Genomic DNA, 18,509 nt, shown 5'->3' with positions numbered 1-18,509 from the left:
AAGGCTTCTGATCGGTTGAGGACAGAGCAAAAACTGCTGCGCAGTTTCTTGATCTGTCCCGCAAGGTCTCAGGAAGGCACCGCTTCGCGTCCGGCGCGGGTGCGGGCGATGATGGTCTTCATGATCTGGGCCGTGCCGTCGCCGATCTGGAAGCCCAGAACGTCGCGCAGGCGCTGTTCCATCGCGCCGCGGTCGTAGCCGCCATGGCCGAACATCAGCAGACACTGGTGGATCGCGTCGTAGGACAGCTTGGGCGCCCACCACTTGCACATCGCGGCTTCGGCGGTGTGCGGTGCACCCTTGTCTTTCAGCCACAGCGTCTGCAGGCACAGCAGGCGGGCTGCCTCGACCTGGGTGTCGAAGTCAGACAGCGGATGCGACACGCCCTGGAAGGCCGACAACGGCTTGCCGAAGGCTTCGCGCTGCGCGACGTACTCCCAGGTCTCTTCCAGCGCCACGCGGGCGACGGCCAGCACCTGCAGGCCGATCAGCGCACGCGAGAAGTCGAAGCCCTGCATGACCTGCACGAAGCCCTTGTTCTCGTCGCCCAGGCGGTGGCTGGCCGGCACCCGGACGTTCTCGAAGAACAGCGATCAGCGCCCGATCGCGCGCTGGCCGTGGCAGTCGAAGCGGTTGCGGGTGATGCCCGGCAGATCCATCGGCACCAGCAGCGCCGTGACCCCATGGGCCGCCGATTCGATCGATCCGGTGCGGCCGAACACCACCGCCGCATCGGCCTGGTCGGCGGCGGAGATCGAGGTCTTCTCGCCATTGACGACGTAGTCGTCGCCGATCCGTTCGATGCGCAGGCGCAGGTTGGCGGCATCGGAACCACCGCGCGGCTCGGTGAGGGCGATCGCGAACAGCGCCTCGCCCCGCGTGAGCTTCGCCAGCCAGGGCGCGACGACTTCCGGCCGGCCGTGATGGGCCAGGATCTGCCCGTTGAGCGAGGCCAGCAGGTTGACGTAGCTCAGGCTCAGGTCGGCCCGCGCGATCTCCTCGTGGATCACGCCGGCCGCCAGCGCGCCCGTGCCCTGGCCGCCGTGGGCCTCGGACAACTCGGGCGCGATGAATCCCATCTCGCCCATCTCCCGCATCAGCGCGCGGTCGAGCACGCGTGTCTTGTCGCGCTCCAGAAAGCCCGGCGCGACCCGTCCGGTGGCAAAGCGGCGCGCATGCTCGGCCAGCGCCGCCAGATCCTCGTCGATGTAGGGATTCATGGTGTCTCCTCGGGTGGCGCAGGGCCTACTTCGCGTACTTGCGGAACTCGGGCTTGCGCCGCTCGCCGAGCGCCTTGACGCCTTCGCGCGACTCCTCGGTGTCGTAGTAGAGCTTGAGCGCGTACATGCCCAGGCCGGCGATGCCGCTCTGGTGCGCGGTGTCGGCGTTGAAGCTGCGCTTGGCGATGGCGATGGCCGTCGGGCTGCGCTCGCAGATGGTCTCGGCCCACTCCTGCACGGTCTCGTCGAGCTTCTCCGGCGGCACGCAGATGTTGGCCAGGCCCATCGCCACGGCCTCCTGGCCCGAGTAGCGCTTGTTGAGATACCAGATCTCGCGCGCCGTCTTCTCGCCGACCACGCGCGCCAGGAAGGCCGTGCCGTAGCCGGGGTCGACCGAACCCATCTTCGGGCCGACCTGGCCGAAGACGGCCTTCTCGGAGGCGATCGTCAGGTCGCAGATGGTGCACAGCACGTTGCCGCCGCCGATGGCGAAGCCCTGCACCCGGGCGATCACCGGCTTGGGCACGTCGCGGATGGCGGTGTGCAGCTCTTCCATCGGCAGGCCGATGGTGCCGCGGCCGTCGTAGTTGCCGTTGTGGGCGGACTGGTCGCCGCCGGTGCAGAAGGCCTTCTCGCCGGCGCCGGCCAGCACGATGGCGCCGACCTCGCGGTCGTAGCCGGCGCGGTTCAGCGCCCGGATGATCTCATCGCAGGTCTGGCCGCGAAAGGCGTTCATCTTCTCGGGCCGGTTGATCGTGATCCAGGCCACGCCGTTGCGCACTTCGTAGAGGATGTCTTCGAATTCCATGATGTTCTTTCAGTGGGAGGGGTCGGGGAGCGGCATCAGCCGTTCATGGTCAGTCCGCCCGAGACGCTCAGGACCTGGCCCGTGACGTAGGCCGCGTCGTCGCTGGCGAAGAACAGGATGGCGCCCGGCAGGTCGTCCGGCTGGCCGATGCGGCCCAGCGGGATCGAGCGCGTGAAGGCTTCCATCAGCTTCTCGGGATTGCCGGCGCCTTCCTTGTAGTCGGCGAACAGCGCTGTGTCGGTCGGGCCCGGGCACACCACGTTGACCGTGATGCCGTGGCGGGCGTGCTCGCGCGCGATGGTCTTCGAGAACGCCACCAGGCCGCCTTTGCAGGCCGCGTACACCGCTTCGCCCGAGGAGCCGACCCGCGCCGCGTCGGAGGCGATGTTGACGATCCGCCCCGCCTTGCGCGCCGCCATGCCGGGCAGCACCGCGTGGTGCATGTGCAGGGCACCGGTCAGGTTGATGGCGATCAGCTTGTCCCACTGCGCCGGCTCGGTCTTGGTGAAGGGCTTGAACACGTCCCAGCCGGCGTTGTTGACCAGCACGTCGATCGGGCCGAAGCGCTCGAGCGTGGCGGCGACCGCGGCGTCGACGCTCGCGCGGTCGGTGATGTCGCAGCGAAAGGCCTCGGCCTGGCCGCCCTCGGCGCGGATCTGCGCAGCCACCTTCTCGGCGGCCTCCGGGTTCAGGTCGAACACCGCGACGCGCGCGCCCTGGCGGCCAAAGCGGCGGCTGGTCGCGCCGCCGATGCCGCCGCCGCCGCCGGTGATCACGACGGTCTTTTCATTGAATGTCTGCATCTGGGTCTCCATGGGTTGCGAAGCTTGCTATCGTGGGCGCCAGCCTCGAGGGGTTTCGCGCCATTACGACAACATGTTTACGTATTATGGGCAGATCGACTCGCCTGTCAAATCGAACTTTCAGAGATGAATCATGGTAATCCCTAATCAATCAGCGGACCCGGCGCGCATGGCGCTGGCCAACCGGGTGTTCTTCCGGCTGTACCAATGTGCAAACATGTTGCATAAAACAGGCACCAAGGCCGTCGAGGCCGAAGGCCTCACGACGCAGCAATGGGCGGTACTGGGTGCGCTGTCGCGGCCCGAGGCCGGCGAGGGGATGAGCGTGGGCGACCTGGCCCGCTACCTCAAGGTGAGCCGGCAGGCGCTGTCGGGACTGCTCAGCCGCATGGAGCGCGATGGCCGACTGCGGATGGCGCCCGACGGCCGAGACCGCCGGTCGCGGCTGGTCTCCATGACGCCTTCAGGCCTGCAGGTGTGGCAGCAGGAGGCGCTGCCGAAGATCCACGACTACTACGAGCAGGTGATCGGCGATTTCTCGGTCAACGACATCACGCACACGCTGCACTACCTGCTGCGGATCCTCGAGAACATGCAGCGGGTGGATGACGTGCAGGGGGGTGGCGCCGAGCCGGAAGAGAACTAGTCAGTTGGGGACAGAGCAAAAACTGCTGCGCAGTTCTTGGTCTGTCCCGCAGGACCTGATCAGTTGGGGACAGAGCGAAACTGCTGCGCAGTTCTTGGTCTGTCCCGCAGGACCTGATCAGTTGGGGACAGAGCAAAACTGCTTCGCAGTTCTTGGTCTGTCCCGCAAGGTCTAGAAAAGGCCCCGCTGCGCGGTCGTCAGCGCCGCGAAGCTCTCCCCCATCGGCTGGAGGATGGCATCGCCGATCGGCTGCAGCTGCTTGCTCAGGTAGTGCTCGTAGTCGATGCGCGAGCGGCGCGCTTCCATGGGCTCCGGCCCGTTCAGGGTCATGACGTATTCGATCCAGCCGCCGTCCTGGTATTGCCTGGGGCGGTCGACCCGATCGTTGTGCTCGTCGGCCATCCGGGCAGCGCGGGCCTGCGGCGGCACCTTGACCTGGTAGGCATCGAGGCGATGCCGCAGGCGCTTGCGGTAGACGAGCAGGTCGTCCATCCTGCCCGCCAGCATCGACTGTGCATAGCCGGCCACGAACGCCTGATGGGGCTCGCCGTGGAAGATGCGCGAGAGCAGGCCCTCCTGGAACTGGCGCGCCAGCGGGGTCCAGTCGCTGCGGGCCATCTCGAGGCCGCGGTAGACCATCTCCTCCTTGCCCCCGGCGTCCGCGCTGAGGCCGGCATAGCGCTTCTTGCTGCCCACGTCCGAGCCGCGAATGGTGGGCATGAAGAACTTCTTGTAGTGCGTGTCGAACTCGATCTCGAGGAAGTTCTCCAGACCCTGCTCCTCGCGGAGGGTGCGCGTCCACCAGGCGTTGATGTCTCTCGCCAGGTCGGCCGCGATGGCGTGCGCCTCTTCGTTGGTGCGGGTGCGCCGCAGCCAGATGAAGATGGAGTCGGTGTCGCCGTAGATGGCCTCGTAGCCCCGGCCTTCCACGAATTCGCGGGTGAGCTTCATCATCTCGTGCCCGCGCAAGGTCACGGCGGATACGAGCTTGGGATTGAAGAAGCGGCACTCGGCCGCACCCAGCACCCCGGCGAAGGAATTCATGAGCAGCTTCAGGGCCTGCGACAGGGGCTCGTTCCTGACCCGCTTGGCCTCGTCCCTGGCGCGCCACAGCGTGGTCACGATCTCCGGCAGGCAATGCTTCTCGCGCGAGAAGACGGTCCCTCCCGGTCCCTGGACGACCCGCGTCGGGTCCGAGGTGTTCGACCCCTCGATGAAGCCCACCGGGTCGACGAGAAAGGTCCGGATGATCGAGGGGTAGAGGCTCTTGTAGTCCAGCACCACGACGGAGTCGTAGAACCCCGGCTTCGAGTCCATCACGTAGCCGCCGGGGAAGGCCTTGCTCGGGATCTCGCCCACGCTCGGCGCCACGTAGCCCAGGCGATGCATGCGCGGCAGATAGTGATGGCTGAACGCGGCGATGGAGCCCCCGAACTTGTCGGCCTGCAGGCCCGTCGTGTGGGCCCGTTCCAGCACGAACTGCAGCAGCTTCGCCCTCTCGAAGATGCGCAGCACCAGTTCGCAGTCGCGGATGTTGTAGGTGGCCAGCGCGGGCTTGTCCTCCTGGTAGCGGCGCTCGATCTCGGCCATCTTGTCGTACGCGTTCCCGATGGCCTTGCCCTCGCCCAGCATCGCTTGCGAGACGGTCTCGAGGCTGAACGACGGGAAGCTCCACACCGCGGCCTTGAGCGCGTCGATGCCGTCGATCACGATGCGACCGGGTGTCGGCGCGAACAGGTAGCCCTGCCGGCCCGGATGGGTGCGCCACTCGAAGGGCCGGCGCTCGCGTCCCATGAGCAGCTGCGTCCCGCAGTCGTCGGCTGTCTTCTGAAGCACGCGGAGATCGAATTGGATGACGTTCCAGCCGACGATGACGTCGGGGTCGTTCCTCTCGAACCAGTCGTTCAAGCGCTCGATCATGTCCTTGCGGGTCGGGCAATAGACGAGCGAGAAGCCATCGGGCTGCGCCGGCTCGGGCGGCGGCTCGCCCAGCATGAAGACGACCCGGTCTGCGGTGCCGTCGAGCGCGATGGAGTAGAGCGCCTCGTGCCGGCTGGTCTCGATGTCCAGCGACACCACCTTCAGCACCGGCCGGAAGTCGGGCGCCGGCCCGAGTCTGCAGTCGACGATGGTGGCGCCGTCCCTGCGCCCTCCTTCCACCCGCACGCCCGCGGTGATGAATCGCTCCATCAGGTAGCGGTCGTGCGGACGCACATCGGCTTCGAGCAGTGGAATGTCCTGCGCCTGGAGCGCCCGTGCCAGCTGGCCGAGCTGGCGGAAGTGCTTGGCATAGACACCGACGACGGGTCCCTGCCCGAAGGTCTTCAGCCCGAGTTCGCGCACCTGCAGGCCCGGCATGGCTGCGAGCTGCGCGTCCAGCGCGGGCCGGTGCCGGCTTTCGACGAATGCGACCGAGGTGCGGGCGGTCAGGACCACTTTCACCGGTCCGGCGTCGGTCGCCAGCCAATACTCGATTTCGGTGCCGGCCGGGGCGTCTCGCCAGCGGCGAGTGAGGATGAAGCCCTTGAGTTCGTTGGATGCCACGAGAGCTTGGAGAATCGATAGAGCAGGAAGGCGCCGATTTTCGCCTCTCCCTGGCGGTGTGCCGACTCCGGCACGGCAGGGCTTCAGCCGACGCAGGCCCGCCGTGCGGCCTGGCACACATAGTCCGCGAACTCCGGCCCGTCCATCGCCTTCACGAGCACGCCCAGTTCACGCTGCTCGGCGTCGTGCGAGAGCGATTCCAGCAGCTGCGAGCGCCGCAGCGGCTGCCATTCGGACGCGCACTTCCAAGCGGCCAGCCGCACACCAACGCTGGCAAGAAGCAGGCGCAGGAACAGCGCCCGCTCAATGCGGAAGCGGGACAGATCCGCAGCGGTGGCCCCGAGGGTCAGGCGGCGCAGTTCTCGCTTGCAGGCATCGATGCGCGATTCGAACGGACCGCCGGTCTCGGCCACCTGGCCCGCCGGCGCAAAGACGAGCTCGACATCGCGCAAGACGTGGAGATGCGAGATCTCCTGCAGGACACGCAAGACGGGGGACAACTTCGAAGTCATTGGCCCAATGGGCGCCCGCCCGCTCGTCCGCAGGGTAGGACAATGGGGCCGATCCAGCGCACTCTTCGCCTACGCCGGGCCTGCCGCGGAGATCCAAACCCGGGTCCGGTGCGTAAAGACGGGGCGGCAGCGCTCCAGATCACCCTCCTCTGCGGCCGCCAAGGACAGCCCCATGAAGCCGCCGCCGACGCCCTCCATCCGATTCGCGAACCTCGCCGTGTCCCAGCTGGCCTGGTTCGCCGCGGTGCTGGGCGCCGCGCGCCACATGCCGCTCTGGGGCACAGCCTGCGTACTGGCCGGCATCGGCTGGCACCTGGCGGTGTCGGCCCGGCCGCGACGCGAAGCCTGCCTGGTGGGCCTCGCGATGCTGATCGGCTTCGCCACCGAGTCGGTGCACACCGCCACAGGCCAGGTGACCTATCCTTCGGGACAGTTCGATCCGCGCCTGGCGCCCTATTGGATCGTTGCCCTCTGGGGCCTGTTCGCGATCGCATTGAACGTCACGCTGCGCTGGCTCCGGCATCGGCTCTGGCTGGCCGCGCTGCTGGGCGCGGTGGCCGGGCCCCTGGCCTTTGCCTCCGGCGTGCGGCTGGGCGCGGCGCAGTTCGTCGACGCCCCGCCGGCACTGTTCGCGCTGGCCCTGGGCTGGGCCATTTCCTTGCCGACCCTGGTCTGGCTGTCGATCCGGTTCGACGGTGTCACGGTTCCGGAGCCGGCGCATGGCTGAGCGCTCCATCTCCCTCGCAACGGCGCTGCTGCTCGGCCTGCTGGCCACGAACGCGCCGCCGGCGTGGTCGGACACCCGTCGCCAATGGGACTTCCAGGTCACGCTCGACGGCCAACCGATCGGCGAGCACCGCTTCATGAGCACCGCAACGGGGAACGACAGGCAGATCAGCAGCGACGCCAGCTTCGTCGTCAAGATGCTCGGGCTCGCGGTCTACCGCTACCGCCACCAGGCGATCGAGCAGTGGCGCGGCAACTGCCTGACCGGCCTCGCCTCCACCACCGAAGAAAACGGCAAGACCACCCGCGTGCGAGCCGAGGCCGAAGGCCCTGCCCCGGTGCCGGACGACTCCGCACAGTCGCTGGTCGGCTGCGTGATGAGCTTCGCCTACTGGAACCCGGCGATCCTGACGCAGACCCGCCTGTTCAACGCCCAGACCGGCCGCGCCGAGACCGTGCAGGTGAAGCCGCAAGGCAGCGACACCGTCGAGGTGCGTGGCGTGCCTGTCGCGGCTTCGCGATGGCGCATCACCGGGACCGCGCAGCCGATCGACCTCTGGTATGCGGCGGACGGCGAATGGATCGGTCTCGACTCGACCGTCTCAGGGGGCCGAAGGCTTAGCTACCGGCTGAAATGAGGCGCCGCCGGTGCAGCGTCAGGCTCTAGCCCCAGGTAGGCGCGGCGCAGTTCGGGCCTCGCCATCAGCTGGTCGGGCCGCCCGATCGCGACGATGCGACCCTCCTCCAGCACCGCGGCGCGCTGCGCGACCTCCAGCGCCATGCCGACGTTCTGCTCCACCAGCAGCACCGCGATGCCGTCGGCATGGATGCGGCGGATGGCTTCGAACATGTCGAGCACGATGCTTGGTGCGAGGCCCAGCGAGGGTTCGTCGAGCAGCAGCAGGCGCGGCTTCGCCATCATCGCGCGGCCGATCGCCACCATCTGCTGCTGCCCGCCCGACAGCGAGCCGGCCGGCTGCGCCAGCTTCTCGACCAGCGCCGGGAACAGCGCGCACACGCGATCCAGCGACCGGGCTCGCTCGCGGCGCGCGGCGCCCAGGTAGCTGCCGATCTCCAGGTTCTCGCGCACCGTCATCTCGGTGAACAGGCGCCTGCCCTCGGGCACCAGCGCGATGCCCTGGCCGCAGAAGCGGTGCGGCGCCAGCCGCGATATGTCCTGGCCGTCGAGCACGAGGCGGCCGGCGCTCACGCGATGGAGCCCGGCGATCGCATTGATCAGCGTGCTCTTGCCGGCGCTGTTGGGCCCGACGACGCAGAGCAGCTCGCCCTTGCCGATCGCGAGCGACACGTCCCACAGCGCGGTCGCCTGGCCGTAGGCGACGCGGATGTCCTGCACCTCAAGCATGGCTCGGCTCCGCGACGGCGATGGGGATCGGCGCTTCGTCGGCGGCCTCGGCGCACGCCGGCGCCATCGCCTGGCCCAGGTAGGCCGAGACCACCGCCGGCCGCTGCATGACCTCGCGCGGCTCGCCCTCGGCCAGCACCTCGCCGCGATGGAAGATCACGACCCGGTCGCACAGCGCCATCACGGCCCGCATCACGTGCTCGACGAAGACGATGGTCGCGCCCTGGTCGCGGATGCGCCGGATCAGCGCCACCGCCTCGTCGATCTCCGACGGCGTCAGGCCCGACAGCACCTCGTCGAGCATCAGCACCTGGGGCCGCGAGGCCAGCGCGCGCGCGAACTCGAGGAACTTGCGCTGGTGCAGGTTGAGCTCGCCGGGCAGCGCCCCGGCACGCTCGGTGAGGCCGGTGAAGGCCAGCCACTGCCAGGCCTCGGCCTCGGCAGTGCGGCGGTCGAGCGAGGCGGCGCCGAACATCGCCGGCAGCGCGACGTTCTCGAGCACCGTGAGATGGGCGAAGGGCCTCGGGATCTGGTAGGTGCGCGCCATGCCGCCGTGCGCGATGCGGTGGGCCGGAATGCCCGAGATGCGCCGGCCGTCGAACTCGATCACCCCCGCCGTCACCGCATAGTGGCCGCTCGCGACATTGATGAAGGTCGACTTGCCCGAGCCGTTGGGACCGAGCAGCCCAAGGATTTCGCCGCGCCGCAGTTCGAGGTCGACGCCGCGCAAGGCCTGCACGCCCTTGAATGACTTGCGCACGCCCCGGGCGCGCAGCAGCACCTCGCCGGCGCCGGCCACCGGCCGTGGCGACACGGCCGGCCCGCCCGTCGCCAGGGCCGGCGCACGCGCAGGCGCGGGCGCTGCGATCGTCCCGGCGCCGCGCCGCGCGTGCCACCATTTCAGGGCCTGGCCGAGCAGCCCTTCGGGCATGAAGAGGATCACGACGATCAGCACCAGCCCGGTCAGGCCCTTGCCGATGATCGCGGTGTCGCCGCCCGTGAAGGCATAGAGCAGCAGCGTGATCGCGGTGGCGCCGACGATCGGGCCGGCCCAGTGCCGCGTGCCGCCGAGCACCGCCATCAGCACCACCGTGAGCGGCAGCGCGATCGTGAAGGTGTCACCGGTGGTCACATAGGAGATGAACAGCGCCTGCACGCCGCCGACCACGCCGGCCAGGCCGCAGGACAGCGCGAAGGCGCCGAGCTTGTAGCGGAAGGTCGGCACGCCCATCACCTCGGCGACGTCCTCGTCGTCGTGGATCGCGAACAGGCCGGTGCCGAAGCGCGAGTGGTAGACCACCAGCGCGGCCACCACCGTGGCCAGCGCGACCGCCAGCGCCAGCAGATAGAAGGTGCCTGAGGCCGTGGGCCCGATCGCGGGCACCGGCACCGCGCTCATGTAGACGCCCGGGCCGCCGTCGATCGGCGTGTTGAGGATGAGCGTGGCCACCACGAAGGTGGCGGCCAGGGTGAGCAGCGAGAACAGCTCGGCCCGCACCGCCTGGACCCGGAAGGCCACCGCGCCCAGCAGGGTGCCGAACAGCGCGGCCACCAGGCCGGCGGCCGGCAAGGTCCACAGGAACGGGATGTCGAAGCGGGTCGCCAAGGTCGCCGTGGTGTACATGCCGATGCCGAAGAAGGCGCCATGGCCGAACGAGAAATAGCCCGAGTAGCCGGACAGCAAGTTCCACGAGGTGGCGAGCGCGATCCAGTGCAGCACCAGGTAGAGGATCGACTCGTAGAAGGCCGGCAGCCCGAGCCACGGCACCGTGGCCAGGCCCGCGCCGGCCGCCAGGATCACGAGCAGGGAGCGCTTCATCAGGCCACCCTCCCCGGCCGCGCCAGCAACACCAGCATTAGCAGCGAGAAAGACACCAGCGGCGCCCACGAGGGCGCGGTGACCGCCATCGTCACGGCTTCGGTGACGCCGATGACGCAGCCGGCGATCAGCGGCCCGAGCGGCCGGCCCAGCCCGCCGAGCATCACGGCGGCGAAGACCACGCCGATCCAGGCGTAGATCTGCGACGGCGACAGCGTGTAGGCCAGCGCGATGCACACGCCCGCCACGCCGGCCAGCGCGGCATTCAGGCCGGACAGCATCAGCGCCAGCGCGTTCTGGTTGACGCCGAAGGCGGCGGCGATCGGGGCGTCCTCGGCGGCGGCGCGCATCGCCTTGCCGAGGTCGGTGCGGCGCAGCGCCACCCACACGGCGAGCGAGATGCCGACGCCCAGCCCCAATGTGATCAGCTCCGGCAGCGGCAGGAACAGCGGCCCGAGCCGCAGCTTGTGCTCGGCATAGCTCGACTCCAGCTTGCGGTAGTCGGCGGTCCAGATCCATTGCAGCAGCGCCTCGATGATCACGGTGACGCCGAAGGTCACCAGCAGCGAGTTGAACGGGCTGACCCGAAAGCGCGTCAGCACCCAGTGCAAGGCCGTGCCGAGCGCGAAGAACAGCGGCACGATGAAGACCAGCGAGAGCAGCGGGTCGACACCGCGCCGGCTCGACAGCTCGTAGGTCAGGTAGGCGCCGAGGAAGGCGAGCGCGAAATGCGCCAGGTTGATCTGCCGCAGCATGCCCCACGACAGGCTCAGGCCCAGGCCCAGCAGGCCGTAGAGCGCTCCCGTGAAGAGCCCCGCAAGGATGGCCTGGGCGAGAAGTGTGGCGCTCGGCAATGCCATCGGCTCAGGCGCCGCGGGTCTGCAGCTTGGCGCCGGGGGCCGCCCATTCGGCCGGCCAGACCGTGACCCACTTGCCGTTCTGCACCTGCTTGACGCGGCTCAGGTCGGCGCCGAAGTTGCCGCGCTCGTTGAAGCGCAGCTTGCCCTGGATGGTGTCGACCTGGTTGGCGCGCAGCCAGGCGGCCATCGCCTTGTCGTCCAGGCCCTTGGTGGCGATCACCGCGGCCTCGATGATCTGCCAGGCCGTGAACGAAGCCGCGGCCTGGGTCTCGACCGCGGTGTCGGGCATGCCGGCGCCGGCGGCGCGCTCGCGGTAGACCTTGACGAACTCGGCCGCCACCGGGTTGTTGGTGAACGGCGGATGGTCCTCGAAGATGGTCATCGACAACGCCCCGTTGGCCTCGGGCGCCTTCAGCATCGGCGCCGGCGCGGGCACGTGATAGAAGTGGTGCAGCGGCGCATAGTCGATCTTCTTCATGGCGTCGAGCAGCTGGTTGCCCTCGAGGCCGATGGCGCCGGTCCAGATGAAGTCCGGGTTGGCTTCCTTCACGCGGCCGGCGATCGGGCCGAAGTCGCGATTGCCGAAGTCCCACTCGAGGAACAGCACCTCCTTGATGCCGCGCTGCTTGGCCACTTCGCGCGCGCCGAGCGCCACGAAGTGCACCGACGGGAACTTGCTGGTCACGACCGCGATGGTCTTGGGCGGCGCCGACGATGAGGCCAGCGCGGTCAGCACCAGCGCCGGCAGGGTCTTCTCGGGTTCGGGGCCGATTGACCAGGCCGGGAACTGCTGGTCGTACTTGGCCAGGTTCGGGATGCCGAAGGTGTGGTGCACCAGGGTCTTGTTGTAGCGCTGCGCCACGCCCATCGCCGACAGGATGTTGCCGGTGGCATAGGGCCCGATCAGCAGGTCGACCTTGTCGGCCGTCACGAGCTGCTCATACAGCGTTCGGGCCAGGTCGGGCTTGGACTGGTCGTCCTTCAGCACCCACTCCACCGGCCGGCCGAGCAGGCCGCCGCGCTTGTTGAGCGAGTCGACATAGATCTCGCCGGTGAGCTTGTGCACCAGCCCGGTGGACGACAGCGGGCCGGTCAGCGCCAGCGTGCCGCCGACCTTGATCGGCGCCCCGCTGGGCTGGGCGCCGGCCTGCGAACTCCACAGCGCGCTGGCGCCGAGGGCGCCGGCCGCTGCCACGAAGGAACGACGGTCCATGTTCATGCTCTGTCTCCTGTAGTTGTTCGGGGAAGCGGTCGGCGCCTGCCTGTCAGTCGCCGTCGACCACCGGGTTCGACAGCAGGCCGACCCCTTCGATCTCGACCTCGCAGACATCTCCGGCCTTCATGAAGATCGGCGGCTTGCGCGCGAAGCCGACACCCGCGGGCGTGCCGGCGATGATGATGTCGCCGGGCTGCAGCGCGAAGGGTTCCGAGCACACCGACACCAGGGTGGCGACGTCGAAGATCATGTCGCGGGTATCGGCCTCCTGCAGCACCTGGCCGTTGAGGCGGGTCTGGAGCTTCAGGCCGGTGGCGCCCGGGGGCAGTTCGTCGGCCGTGACCAGTTCCGGGCCAAAGGCGCCGGAGCGGTCGAAGTTCTTGCCCATCATCCACTGGGCCGACTTGAACTGGTAGTCGCGGATCGAGCCGTCGTTGAAGAGCGAATAGCCGGCCACGTGGTCGAGCGCCTTCGCCTTGTCGATGTAGCGGCCGCCCTTGCCGATCACGACCACCAGCTCGCCTTCGTAGTCGAACTGGGTCGACACGTGCGGACGCACCAGCGGCTGGCCGTGGCCGACCCACGACGAGGGGAAGCGATGGAACAGCACCGGGTACTTGGGCGGCTCGAAGTTGCCCTCGGCCGCATGGTCGACGTAGTTGAGGCCGACCGCGATCGCCTTGGCGGGCGACTGCAGCGGCGGCAGCCAGGCGATGTCCGCCAGCGGCAGCCGCGTCCGGGCCGAGGCGCCGGCGCGCTGCGCCGCGGCCAGGCCTTCGGGCCCGGCGCGCAACAGCGCGTCGAGGGTGGCGGGCAGGCCTTCGGCCGTGAGGTCGACGACCTCCTGGCCCAGGCGCAGGCCGATGGCGGACTGGCCCTGGTTCTGAAAAGCGATGAGGCGCATGGTGCAGTCAACCGTTCCGGATCTCGAAGTTGGTGATGAAGTCCTCGGGCACCGCGGGGCCCCAGGCGTAGAAGGAATCCTCGGGCGGGTGGTCGCCTGAGCGCCACTCGAAATCGCCCGGCACGTAGTCGATGTCGAACGAATACTCGCTGTAGCTGCCCCACGGGTCCCGCGCGTAGTAGAAGTAGTTCGAGCCCAGCACGTGGCGCCCGACGCCCCAGCCGCGCGTGAAGCCGGCCGCGTACATCTGCTCCATGCCGCGCCCGACCTCGTCGATGCTGGCCACGTCCCAGCTCAGGTGGTGCAGGCCGGGCCCATCGGACTTCGCCATGGCGATCAGGTGGTGGTCGCTGCCGTGCACGCCGTGCATGAACACCACCAGGTCGGCCGAGCGGTCGGTCAGGCGCAGGCCGAGCGCGTCCTCGTAGAAATGGATGGCGCGCGACACGTCGGGACAGTGCAGCAGCACGTGCGACAGGCGGCGCGGCCGGACCTTCGGGATGCGCGAGCGCGCCAGCGAAGCGCCGGTGCCCAGCGGCACGGGCGGCTCCACCTGCTTCTCGCTGCGCAGGTCCGGCGTGCTCTTGGCGGCCACCACGACCTGCACCGGGAAGCCGTCCGGATGCTTGACCCACAGGCCTTCGCCGCTGCCCAGGGGATGCGGCGCGCAGCGCTCGACGCCCAGCGTCTCGATGCGCGCGGCAATCGCATCGAAGTCTTCGGCGAAGCAGCCGAAGCGCAGGTACTGGAGCTTCTTCGGCCCCGGCGCCGCATGGACGGACGCCCAGGCATGCGGATGGCCGAGCGTGTGCAAGTCGAGCCGATCGCCGACGCGCTTCGTCTCCAGCCCGAAGGCCTCGTAGAAGCGCACTGCATCGTCGAGGTCGGGGACCGTGAAGACGATGCCGTCCAGCGAATGCACGCCATGAACGGCGGCCCGATACGGGTCCTTCCGGGTACGAAGCTCGATGGCCATGGTCTGTCTCCGGTACTTCTCGCGAAGCTCGAAATAATATATTCTTCAAGACAAACTATATCGACAGACGCTTTATCTATACCTAGGGTTAACAAGGAAGATCATTCCTTTCGGACCACACATGACAGCGACGAGCGAGCGCCCCCGGGGAATGAGCCAGACACGGCTGGTGTTCGAGCGGCTGCGCACGGCGATCGTCGAGGGGCGGCTGCTGCCGAGCTCGAAGCTCAACATCGCTGCCTTGGCGGAAGAGCTCTCGGTCAGTGCCGGTGCGGTGCGCGAAGGCCTGGCGATGCTCGAGGCCGAGGCGCTGGTGGTGTCGGAGCCGGCCCGCGGATACCGGGTCAGTCCGGTCTCGGCGCTCGACCTGCGCAACCTGGTCGAGGCCCGCATCCAGGTCGAGCAGCTCTGCCTCGCCGAAGCCATCCGGCACGGCGACCTGGCCTGGGAGGGGCGCATCGTCTCGGCCCTCCACCGGCTGACGCGCATCGCCGAGCGCGAAGCCGGGCAGCCGCGCCATCTCAATCGCGAATGGGCCGCGAACCACGGCGAGTTCCATCACGCGCTGGTGTCCGGCTGCCCCAACGAATGGCTGCTGAAGATGCACCAGATGCTCTATCAGCAGAGCGAACGCTACCGCTTCCTGACGGCCCCGCTGGCCGCCACCGAGCGCGACGTCAAGGCCGAGCACCAGGCGATCGTCGACGCGGTGCTCGGCCGCGACATCCCGACCGCCCAGGCTCTGATCGCGCGCCACCTGGACCACACGGCGCAGCTGCTGCTGGACTCGCCGGACCTGAACCAGGCACGGGAAGCGCAGGCCGGCGTCGCCGGGTGATGTCAGGCTTGCAGGCGGCCGGCCTGCGCCCTCCCTACGGCCGTGACCGCCGATTGCGACGCTCGGCTTCGGCCGCCTCGTGGTCCTTGACGATGGCTGCGATGACGCTGGCGTCGCGCTGGCGCCGTGAAAGGGCCGGCTGGTCGTCGTCGCCTTCAGCGGCCGTGACGACGACGATCTCGTCCACGCAGACCGGCGGGACATCCTCGACCGCGCCGCGCAGCGCCTCCATCAGGTGCGCGGTGCCATGCGGGGACTGCAAGTCGACGAGGATGCGACGCGCACCGAAGGTGCGTGCATTGACGTGGAAAAAATCCGCAAGATGCGCGCGGAGTTCCGCCCAGTGGCGCTTGTCCCAGATCACCTTGCGGGGCACCGCGCTCAGCGGCAGCGGGAAGAAGGTCGCGGCCTCGTCGCGCTGGTTGATGCGGTTGACGATGGCTTCCACCTGATCGCGCGGAACGCGACGCCTGGTGTAGTGCGGCAAGGGGCCGAAGCCGGAGTCGGCGTAGGTCAGCACGTGGTAGTCGGAAATCGGGCCTTCGACCTTGTTCGACGGGATCCGCACGATTCGCATGGCGCGCGTTTCGCGGCTGTTGCTTCCCATCTCGTCTCCTCTGACATTGCGACGTGCCGGAGTCTGCATGCAGGTGCGGCGCTTGCACATCTGCCATTCGGGGGATGCATCGAGGCCTTCGGTGGACCGAGGGCGCAGGCGAACCGATACTGTCGCCCTCGCCCATACCCGCATCTCTTCGCAATGACCCAGACCACCCTTCGCGATGCCGTCCCCCGCGACGCCGCGCGTTGCTTCGAGATCGAAAGCACCGCCTACGAAGGCGACGAAGCTGCCACGCTGGCAAAGATCGTCAAGCGCATCGAGGTGTATCCGCAGGGGTTCCTGGTGTTGGAGATCGACGGCGAGATCGTCGGCTTCATCAACAGCGGATGCGCGGACCAGGTCGCGATGTCCGACTCGGCATTCAAGGAACTCGTGGGGCACGATCCTGCTGCACCCAAGGTCGTCATCATGTCGGTGGCCGTGGCGCCGACCCGGCAGGGGCGGGGCTTCTCGAAGCTTCTGATGGCCGAGTTCCTGCGGAGGATGCGGGCTGCAGGCAAGCGCGAGGTCCACCTGATGTGCAAGCAACGCCACATCGAACTCTACAGGCGCATGGGCTACGACTACGTCAAGCCATCCGCCTCGAACCACGGCGGCGTGTCCTGGCATGAAATGATTCAGCGGCTCTGAGAGAGCGTCCGCCCGGGCGCAGGCACCGCCAGCGCACCTGAAGCGATGCGCTGGCGGAACTCCGACGGCGCACAGCCGACCTCGGCCTTGAAGAAGCGGCTGAAATAGGCGGCATCGTCGAAGCCCAGCTGCGAGGCGGCCTCCGAGACCGTCATGGGCGTATGGGCCAGGATGCGCTTGGCTTCCAGCACCACGCGCTCGTGCAGCAGCGCCAGCGCGCTGGTGCTGGCCACCGCCCTGCAGACGCGGCTCAGGTGGTCGGCCGTGACGTCCAGGGCCTGCGCATAGAAGGCCAGCGGCCGGTGCTCGTGGAAGTGCCGCTCCAGCAGGGCCCGGTAGCGCTGCACCAGCGTGTCGCGCAGGGCCTGGCGCCGGCCGATGCCGGTGGCCGCGATCTCCTGCCGCAGGAACCACAGGGCCAGCAGCACGACCTGGGACTGCAGCGCCTCGGCGCGGCCGATGCGCTGGGACTGGAACTCCTCGGACAGCGCGGAGAAATGCCGGGCGCAAGCCGCCGCGTTGTCACCCAGGTGCGTGGCATCGAGCACCAGCGTCTGCGCCAGCCGCTGCGCCACCACCGGCGAGTGCGCGCACAGGGACGACAGTGCGCTGCTCGGCACCGTCACCTGCGTGCCGACGCTGTCGGGCTCGTAGTCGAAACCGTGCACCACCCCGGGCGCCACCATCAGCGCCACGGGCGCCCGCAGCGCATGACGCTCGCCGTCGAAGGTGCCGACCAGCGCCCCGGCGGTGAGCAACTGGAACTGGTGCAGTTCCTCGTGCCGGTGGGCCGGAATTCTCCAATGGTGCTGCTGGGCCCGGACACCGATCGCCTCGACGTGCAGGCTGTCCTCCGGCATGAAGTGGCGCACTTCGCGAAATGGGACGACGAGGAGGTTGCTGGGCCGCATGGATCTACCTTGGAGGCCGGAAATCTACAAGAACCCCTCCTGTTCGTCCATGGTGGAAAGTCGGCCGTCTCCCTAAGCTGGTACCCGTTCATCAAGAAACACCGGAGACAAGCATGTGGAATCGACGCGAGCTGCTGCAGCGCAGCGCGGCCCTGTCCGGCCTGGCCAGCCTGGGCCTCGGCCGCTCGGCATGGGCCCAACTCAACGGCAACGCCGTCATCGTCTCGGGCTTTCCGGCCGGCGGCATGGGCGACAACGTGGCCCGGCCGGTGGCCGAGCGGCTGCGCGGCCGCTACGCCACCAGCCTGATGGTCGAGGCCCGCACCGGCGCCGGCGGGCGCATCGCGGTCGAATACGTGAAACGGGCGGCGCCCGACGGCCTGACCATCCTGCAGATCCCGAGCTCGCCCATGACGCTCTATCCGCACACCTACAAGAAGCTCAACTACGACCCCCTGACCGACCTCGCGCCGGTCTGCTCGACCGTGACCTACGCCTTCTCGTTCACCGCCGGGCCGGGCCTGCCGGCCGAGATCAAGACGGTGGCCGACTACGTCGCCTGGGCCCGCGCCAATCCCAAGCTGGCGACCTACGGCATCCCGGCCGCGGGCTCGGCCCTGCACTTCGCGGGCATGCTGCTGCAGAAGGCGGCCGGCATCGAGATGACCAGCGTCGCCTACCGCGGCGGCGCACCGCTTTTGAACGACCTGCTCGGCGGCCAGGTGCCGGTGAGCTTCAACGTGGTCGGCGAGGTGATGCCGCACGTGCGCTCGGGCAAGCTGCGCTCGCTGGCCATCACCAGCGCCCAGCGTTCGCCCTTCCTGCCCGAGGTGCCGACCTTGATCGAGCAGGGCTACAAGAACATCGCGGTGCAGGAGTGGCTCGGCTGGTTCCTGCCCGCCAGGACGCCGGCCGACGTGGTGCTGCGCCTGAACACCCTGGTCGGCGAGGCGCTGCAGGTGCCCGATTTCGTGGCCGCGCTCGCCACCTACGGCCTGCAGCCGATCCACCAGTCGCCCCAGGAATTCGCGCAGATGGTCAAGGCCGACTACGAGAAATGGGGCCCGATCGTGCGCTCCACCGGCTTCACCGCGGAGGACTGAGCACC

General features: G+C 68.6%; 18 protein-coding genes and 1 pseudogene. 6 read left to right on the top strand and 13 right to left on the bottom strand.

Features of this window, described 5'->3' with window-relative positions; genetic code table 11:
• Positions 1–68 precede the first annotated feature (68 nt).
• The 3 genes and pseudogenes from aliB to badH form a co-directional block, all read right to left on the bottom strand.
• A pseudogene (aliB, locus tag QZH52_RS28595) lies at positions 69–1,220 on the bottom strand (cyclohexanecarboxyl-CoA dehydrogenase).
• A gap of 25 nt (positions 1,221–1,245) precedes the next feature.
• A complete protein-coding gene (gene badI / locus QZH52_RS28590; RefSeq protein ID WP_301814247.1) occupies positions 1,246–2,028 on the bottom strand; it encodes a 2-ketocyclohexanecarboxyl-CoA hydrolase in 783 nt (260 codons plus the stop codon).
• A 35-nt stretch (positions 2,029–2,063) separates the two neighbouring features.
• Positions 2,064–2,831 carry a 2-hydroxycyclohexanecarboxyl-CoA dehydrogenase gene (gene badH, locus QZH52_RS28585; RefSeq protein WP_286536045.1) on the bottom strand — a complete coding sequence of 256 codons (768 nt, stop codon included), beginning with the start codon at positions 2,829–2,831 and terminating at the stop codon, positions 2,064–2,066.
• Positions 2,832–2,964: 133 nt separating this feature from the next.
• Here badH and QZH52_RS28580 point away from each other — a divergent pair, with 133 nt between their 5' ends.
• Positions 2,965–3,477 carry a MarR family winged helix-turn-helix transcriptional regulator gene (locus tag QZH52_RS28580; RefSeq protein WP_301814243.1) on the top strand — a complete coding sequence of 171 codons (513 nt, stop codon included), beginning with the start codon at positions 2,965–2,967 and terminating at the stop codon, positions 3,475–3,477.
• A 171-nt stretch (positions 3,478–3,648) separates the two neighbouring features.
• Here the strand turns inward: QZH52_RS28580 and QZH52_RS28575 are convergent, their stop codons facing one another.
• Positions 3,649–6,021 carry a DNA polymerase II gene (locus QZH52_RS28575; protein ID WP_301814241.1) on the bottom strand — a complete coding sequence of 791 codons (2,373 nt, stop codon included), beginning with the start codon at positions 6,019–6,021 and terminating at the stop codon, positions 3,649–3,651.
• 83 nt (positions 6,022–6,104) lie between these two features.
• Positions 6,105–6,509 (bottom strand): hypothetical protein, encoded by a 405-nt coding sequence (locus QZH52_RS28570; RefSeq protein WP_301814239.1) that lies wholly within the window; start codon positions 6,507–6,509, stop codon positions 6,105–6,107.
• Between the two features lie 196 nt (positions 6,510–6,705).
• Here QZH52_RS28570 and QZH52_RS28565 point away from each other — a divergent pair, with 196 nt between their 5' ends.
• Together QZH52_RS28565 and QZH52_RS28560 are read left to right on the top strand one after the other, a co-directional pair.
• Positions 6,706–7,260: a DUF2878 domain-containing protein gene (locus tag QZH52_RS28565; protein WP_301814238.1), complete on the top strand. Its 555-nt coding sequence runs from the start codon at positions 6,706–6,708 to the stop codon at positions 7,258–7,260.
• Positions 7,253–7,897, top strand: a complete 645-nt coding sequence (locus QZH52_RS28560) for a DUF6134 family protein (protein WP_301814237.1) — start codon at positions 7,253–7,255, stop codon at positions 7,895–7,897. The genes QZH52_RS28565 and QZH52_RS28560 overlap by 8 nt, the downstream gene beginning before the upstream one ends.
• On the opposite strand, the gene QZH52_RS28555 is transcribed toward QZH52_RS28560, so the two are convergent.
• Genes QZH52_RS28555 through QZH52_RS28530 form a run of 6 tightly spaced genes read right to left on the bottom strand, consistent with a single transcriptional unit; the run spans position 7,882 to position 14,400 of the window.
• The gene (locus QZH52_RS28555) at positions 7,882–8,625 is read right to left on the bottom strand and encodes an ABC transporter ATP-binding protein (protein ID WP_301814236.1); all 744 of its coding nucleotides are present in this window, start codon (positions 8,623–8,625) and stop codon (positions 7,882–7,884) included. The two genes, QZH52_RS28560 and QZH52_RS28555, sit on opposite strands and share 16 nt — an antisense overlap.
• Positions 8,618–10,444, bottom strand: a complete 1,827-nt coding sequence (locus QZH52_RS28550) for a branched-chain amino acid ABC transporter ATP-binding protein/permease (RefSeq protein WP_301814234.1) — start codon at positions 10,442–10,444, stop codon at positions 8,618–8,620. Before QZH52_RS28550 ends, QZH52_RS28555 begins: the two co-directional genes overlap by 8 nt.
• Positions 10,444–11,304, bottom strand: coding sequence for a branched-chain amino acid ABC transporter permease (locus QZH52_RS28545; protein ID WP_286519452.1), 861 nt, complete (start codon positions 11,302–11,304; stop codon positions 10,444–10,446). The genes QZH52_RS28550 and QZH52_RS28545 overlap by 1 nt, the downstream gene beginning before the upstream one ends.
• 4 nt (positions 11,305–11,308) lie before the next feature.
• Positions 11,309–12,523, bottom strand: a complete 1,215-nt coding sequence (locus tag QZH52_RS28540) for an amino acid ABC transporter substrate-binding protein (RefSeq protein WP_286519453.1) — start codon at positions 12,521–12,523, stop codon at positions 11,309–11,311.
• 46 nt (positions 12,524–12,569) lie between these two features.
• Positions 12,570–13,424: a fumarylacetoacetate hydrolase family protein gene (locus QZH52_RS28535; RefSeq protein WP_301814231.1), complete on the bottom strand. Its 855-nt coding sequence runs from the start codon at positions 13,422–13,424 to the stop codon at positions 12,570–12,572.
• A 7-nt stretch (positions 13,425–13,431) separates the two neighbouring features.
• Complete coding sequence (locus tag QZH52_RS28530; protein WP_301814230.1) at positions 13,432–14,400, bottom strand: VOC family protein; 969 nt, start codon at positions 14,398–14,400, stop codon at positions 13,432–13,434.
• Between the two features lie 121 nt (positions 14,401–14,521).
• Here QZH52_RS28530 and QZH52_RS28525 point away from each other — a divergent pair, with 121 nt between their 5' ends.
• A complete protein-coding gene (locus tag QZH52_RS28525) occupies positions 14,522–15,238 on the top strand; it encodes a GntR family transcriptional regulator (protein ID WP_286536072.1) in 717 nt (238 codons plus the stop codon).
• 34 nt (positions 15,239–15,272) lie between these two features.
• Here QZH52_RS28525 and QZH52_RS28520 read toward each other — a convergent pair whose 3' ends face one another.
• Positions 15,273–15,905 carry a hypothetical protein gene (locus tag QZH52_RS28520; RefSeq protein ID WP_301814228.1) on the bottom strand — a complete coding sequence of 211 codons (633 nt, stop codon included), beginning with the start codon at positions 15,903–15,905 and terminating at the stop codon, positions 15,273–15,275.
• A 93-nt stretch (positions 15,906–15,998) separates the two neighbouring features.
• Between QZH52_RS28520 and QZH52_RS28515 the strand changes: the two genes are divergently transcribed.
• Positions 15,999–16,490 (top strand): GNAT family N-acetyltransferase, encoded by a 492-nt coding sequence (locus QZH52_RS28515; protein WP_301814226.1) that lies wholly within the window; start codon positions 15,999–16,001, stop codon positions 16,488–16,490.
• On the opposite strand, the gene QZH52_RS28510 is transcribed toward QZH52_RS28515, so the two are convergent.
• A complete protein-coding gene (locus QZH52_RS28510) occupies positions 16,478–17,401 on the bottom strand; it encodes a helix-turn-helix domain-containing protein (RefSeq protein WP_301814224.1) in 924 nt (307 codons plus the stop codon). The two genes, QZH52_RS28515 and QZH52_RS28510, sit on opposite strands and share 13 nt — an antisense overlap.
• Before the next feature lie 113 nt (positions 17,402–17,514).
• On the opposite strand from QZH52_RS28510, the gene QZH52_RS28505 reads away from it, so the two are divergent.
• Complete coding sequence (locus QZH52_RS28505) at positions 17,515–18,504, top strand: Bug family tripartite tricarboxylate transporter substrate binding protein (protein ID WP_301814223.1); 990 nt, start codon at positions 17,515–17,517, stop codon at positions 18,502–18,504.
• Positions 18,505–18,509 lie beyond the last annotated feature (5 nt).

The sequence above is a fragment of the Variovorax ginsengisoli genome, assembly GCF_030486595.1.
GTDB classification, from domain to species: domain Bacteria; phylum Pseudomonadota; class Gammaproteobacteria; order Burkholderiales; family Burkholderiaceae_C; genus Variovorax; species Variovorax ginsengisoli_B.
Note: the sequence above shows the minus strand (reverse complement) of the source record. Positions and strands in the feature narration are given on the sequence as shown.

What these genes read in the sequence shown, in the direction of transcription:
- badI (WP_301814247.1), bottom strand. Translation starts at nt 2,028, where the DNA reads ATGGAATTCGAAGACATCCTCTACGAAGTGCGCAACGGCGTGGCCTGG.
- badH (WP_286536045.1), bottom strand. Translation starts at nt 2,831, where the DNA reads ATGCAGACATTCAATGAAAAGACCGTCGTGATCACCGGCGGCGGCGGC.
- QZH52_RS28580 (WP_301814243.1), top strand. Translation starts at nt 2,965, where the DNA reads ATGGTAATCCCTAATCAATCAGCGGACCCGGCGCGCATGGCGCTGGCC.
- QZH52_RS28565 (WP_301814238.1), top strand. Translation starts at nt 6,706, where the DNA reads ATGAAGCCGCCGCCGACGCCCTCCATCCGATTCGCGAACCTCGCCGTG.
- QZH52_RS28560 (WP_301814237.1), top strand. Translation starts at nt 7,253, where the DNA reads ATGGCTGAGCGCTCCATCTCCCTCGCAACGGCGCTGCTGCTCGGCCTG.
- QZH52_RS28555 (WP_301814236.1), bottom strand. Translation starts at nt 8,625, where the DNA reads ATGCTTGAGGTGCAGGACATCCGCGTCGCCTACGGCCAGGCGACCGCG.
- QZH52_RS28550 (WP_301814234.1), bottom strand. Translation starts at nt 10,444, where the DNA reads ATGAAGCGCTCCCTGCTCGTGATCCTGGCGGCCGGCGCGGGCCTGGCC.
- QZH52_RS28545 (WP_286519452.1), bottom strand. Translation starts at nt 11,304, where the DNA reads ATGGCATTGCCGAGCGCCACACTTCTCGCCCAGGCCATCCTTGCGGGG.
- QZH52_RS28540 (WP_286519453.1), bottom strand. Translation starts at nt 12,523, where the DNA reads ATGAACATGGACCGTCGTTCCTTCGTGGCAGCGGCCGGCGCCCTCGGC.
- QZH52_RS28535 (WP_301814231.1), bottom strand. Translation starts at nt 13,424, where the DNA reads ATGCGCCTCATCGCTTTTCAGAACCAGGGCCAGTCCGCCATCGGCCTG.
- QZH52_RS28530 (WP_301814230.1), bottom strand. Translation starts at nt 14,400, where the DNA reads ATGGCCATCGAGCTTCGTACCCGGAAGGACCCGTATCGGGCCGCCGTT.
- QZH52_RS28525 (WP_286536072.1), top strand. Translation starts at nt 14,522, where the DNA reads ATGACAGCGACGAGCGAGCGCCCCCGGGGAATGAGCCAGACACGGCTG.
- QZH52_RS28520 (WP_301814228.1), bottom strand. Translation starts at nt 15,905, where the DNA reads ATGTGCAAGCGCCGCACCTGCATGCAGACTCCGGCACGTCGCAATGTC.
- QZH52_RS28515 (WP_301814226.1), top strand. Translation starts at nt 15,999, where the DNA reads ATGACCCAGACCACCCTTCGCGATGCCGTCCCCCGCGACGCCGCGCGT.
- QZH52_RS28510 (WP_301814224.1), bottom strand. Translation starts at nt 17,401, where the DNA reads ATGCGGCCCAGCAACCTCCTCGTCGTCCCATTTCGCGAAGTGCGCCAC.
- QZH52_RS28505 (WP_301814223.1), top strand. Translation starts at nt 17,515, where the DNA reads ATGTGGAATCGACGCGAGCTGCTGCAGCGCAGCGCGGCCCTGTCCGGC.